Below are 3635 nucleotides of genomic sequence, written 5' to 3'. Positions count from 1 at the left end.
CTTCATTTACAAAAAAAATATGATATAATAAACCAGTACCATTAATTATGACCTTATACTAATAGTTGGTTTTATATATACGGAGGCTATATGGCTAGAGTAAAAATTACGGAAACGGTGTTGCGTGACGGGCATCAGTCCATTGCGGCAACACGTATGCGTATAAATCAGATGATTCCCGTTTTGGAGTCTATGGATGAAGTCGGCTACCACGCTATTGAATGCTGGGGCGGTGCCACTTTTGACTCGTGCATGCGATTCCTTGATGAAGATCCGTGGGAACGGTTAAGAACGTTAAAACGATATATTAAAAAGACCCCCTTGCAAATGTTGTTCCGCGGTCAAAATATTTTAGGTTACAGACATTATGCGGACGATATGGTGTATGAATTTGTCAACCGGGCCGTGGATAACGGCATTGATATTATTCGCGTCTTCGACGCCCTTAACGATTCTCGTAACCTTGAATCGGCTATTAAGGCCGGGAAGGATACGAAGTCCGTTCATGTCCAGGGTGCGATGGTTTATACAATCAGTCCTATTCATACCTTGGAAAGTTTTACTAAGGGTGCCGTGGAATTACAGGAGATGGGTGTCGACTCTCTTTGTATTAAAGATATGTCGGGCCTTTTGGCGCCTTATGATGCATATAATCTCGTGCGCATGCTGAAAAAACACCTGCATATTCCCATTGAATTGCACACGCATTGCACCTGCGGATTCGGAGAAATGACCTATTTGAAGGCTGTTGAAGCGGGTGTCGATATTATCGATACGGCCTTGTCGCCTTTCGGCGCCGTTACCAGTCAGCCGGCAACGGAAACGATGGTCATGGCTTTGCAAAACAGTATTTACGATACGGATATCGATACGGAAAAGCTGTGGCCCATTACGAATCACTTTAAAGAAGTACGTAAGGAACTGGCAAAGGAATTCAATCTGACCATGCCGAGCCAAATCAATCCGGCTGTCAGAAAGTATCAGATTCCCGGCGGTATGTTGACGAACCTGTACAATCAGCTTAAAAGTCAAGGCGAAGAAGATAAATTCGATGACGTGCTGGCCGAAATGCCGGCTGTTCGTCGCGACTTGGGCTATCCGCCCCTGGTTACGCCTACCAGTCAGATTACCGGTTCAGCTGCGGCTCTGAATGTGTTATTCGGTCGCTACAAGATGATTACCAACGAAGTTCGAGATATTGTACGCGGCAAGTACGGGAGAGTTCCCGGTGAGATTTCCGAAGATTTCCGTAAGCTTTGTATCGGTGATGAACCGGTCATCGACCATCGTCCGGCCGATGACTTGGAACCGGAGTTGGATAAGGCAAAGGCGGACTTGGCGGAAGCGGGCTATCCCGACGCATCGCCTGAAGATGTATTGAGTTACGCCTTATTCCCTGAAGTGGCATTGCCCTTTTTTGCTAAAAGAGATGAACAACGGAAGGCTGCTCAAGAGTCGGCCGTAACGGAATAAGAAAAGAGCATCCGCTCGCACGGTGTGTTGAATGACGGGATACACCGTAGCAGACGGATGCTCTTTTATATAAAGAAAAAAGACATTGCTGAGCAATGTCTTTTCATGTGGTCGGAACGGCGAGATTTGAACTCGCGACCTCTTCCACCCCAAGGAAGCGCGCTACCAAGCTGCGCCACGTCCCGCTAACGGTATTATTCTACTAAAAATACGGATATTTGTCAAACGGAGAAAAGGGTTTTTGTATAAACTGCTGTACGCCAACGGTAAGAGCCGCCTCGGCGAGGCGTGAAAAAATCACCGTTCAGTGATACAATAATAGGGTATATGTCAATAGTAATTCCTATGATTCGGAGATATTATGAAACCGTTTGTACACTTACATAATCATACACAATACAGTCTTTTTGACGGGTTGACACGAATTCCCGAGATGGTAAAAAAAGCCAAAGACTTGGGGATGCCGGCTGTGGCCGTAACGGATCACGGCAATATGTATGGACTCATTCACTTGTATAAGGCGGCTAAAAAAGAAGGTATTAAACCTATTTTAGGCTGCGAAATTTATATGACACGAGGGAGTCGTTTTGAACAAAAATCGAAGGAACGATTGTGCCATTTAATTTTGTTGGCTAAGGATTTTCACGGTTATCAAAATTTGGTTAAAATTGTTTCCAAGGCTTTTGTAGACGGAGAAAACAGCTATCATCGACCGCGGGCCGACTTCGATTTGCTTGAACAGTATCACGAAGGTCTTATCGCCTTATCGGCATGTATTGAAGGGCAGGTTCAGCAAGATATATTGAACGGCAACGAAATGCAGGCAAGACAGACTTTGGAACGGTTTATTTCTCTCTTCGGTAAAGACGATTTTTACTTGGAGATTCAAAACCACGGCTTAGCGGAAGAACGGGAAGTCCGACGTGTTTTTAAAGACTGGGCTGAAGAATACGGCTTGAAGCTTGTAGCGACGAACGACTTCCACTATTTGGATAAGGATGATGCACCGGCTCAGGAAGTCAAACTTTGTATTTCTACAGGCAGTACGCTGGATGACCCGAATCATTTTTGCTTTTCCAATAATGAATTTTATATGAAATCGCGGGAAGAAATGGAAAAACTTTTCCCCGATTTGCCTGAAGCTTTGGATACGACATTGGAAATTGCCGACAAGTGTAATGTGGAAATCTCTTTCGATGAACGGCATTTGCCTCAGTTTCCCGTGCCCGACGGAGAAACGGACGAGTCTTATTTACGCAAGCTCTGCGAAGAGGCATTGCCCACTCGATATTCGGTTATTACCGATGCCGTTCGCGAGCGTTTGGATTATGAGTTGGGCGTTATTAACGCCATGGGATTTCCTTCGTATTTTCTCATTGTTTGGGACTATGTAAAGTATGCCCGTGATCACAAAATCCCCGTAGGTCCCGGCAGAGGATCGGCGGCCGGATCCGTTGTCGCTTATTTATTGGGGATTACGGGCCTGGATCCGTTAAAATACGATTTGCTTTTTGAACGGTTTCTGAATCCGGAACGTATCACCATGCCCGATATTGATATGGATTTTTGCTATGAAAATCGTAGCCGGATTATCGATTACGTTACCCGTAAATACGGTAAGGACCACGTGGCACAGATTATTACTTTCGGAACCTTGGCGGCCAGAGCTGTCCTCAGGGACGTAGGGCGAGTCCTCGATATGCCGCTTAGTGAAGTGAACCGCATTATGAAGACCGTGCCTAACGAATTGGGGATTACCCTTGATAAGGCCTTGCAGACGAGTAAGGAATTTCGCAAGGATTATGAGACGAAGGCGGAAGTACGCCGACTTGTCGACTTCGGTAAGCGATTGGAGGGATTGGTCCGCCATTCTTCAACACATGCGGCCGGCGTCGTTATTTCAGCAGCACCTGTAGATGATTACGTGCCTATGCAGTATTCGAAGGAAGGCTATTTAACAACTCAGTACGACAAGGATTTGGTTGAAGAATTGGGTTTGTTGAAGATGGACTTTCTCGGGTTACGGACTTTGACGGTTATCGGCGATGCCGTAGCCATGATTAACCGTAATTACGGCATCGACTTGGATATAGACAAGATCTCCTTGGACGATGAAGCGACATGCCGCCTTTTGACGGAAGGGGATACGGCGGGGGGGGTCC

Annotated in this window: 2 protein-coding genes and 1 tRNA gene; 2 read left to right on the top strand and 1 reads right to left on the bottom strand. The window is 46.0% G+C overall.

Going from position 1 to position 3635, the window contains the following annotated elements; translation table 11 throughout:
* The first annotated feature begins 90 nt into the window (after positions 1 to 90).
* Complete coding sequence (locus PGX78_RS04235; protein ID WP_270445523.1) at positions 91 to 1473, top strand: pyruvate carboxylase subunit B; 1383 nt, start codon at positions 91 to 93, stop codon at positions 1471 to 1473.
* A gap of 108 nt (positions 1474 to 1581) precedes the next feature.
* Here the strand turns inward: PGX78_RS04235 and PGX78_RS04230 are convergent.
* Positions 1582 to 1658 (bottom strand) — tRNA-Pro (locus tag PGX78_RS04230).
* Positions 1659 to 1834: 176 nt separating this feature from the next.
* Between PGX78_RS04230 and PGX78_RS04225 the strand changes: the two genes are divergently transcribed.
* Positions 1835 to 3635: DNA polymerase III subunit alpha (locus PGX78_RS04225; RefSeq protein ID WP_270445521.1), on the top strand; the 1801-nt coding region annotated here is incomplete at its 3' end.

This window comes from Megasphaera sp. AF13-6AC, from assembly GCF_027685385.1.
In the GTDB taxonomy this organism is placed as follows: Bacteria; Bacillota; Negativicutes; order Veillonellales; family Megasphaeraceae; genus Megasphaera; species Megasphaera micronuciformis.
This window is presented reverse-complemented; position numbering and strand designations above follow the sequence as displayed.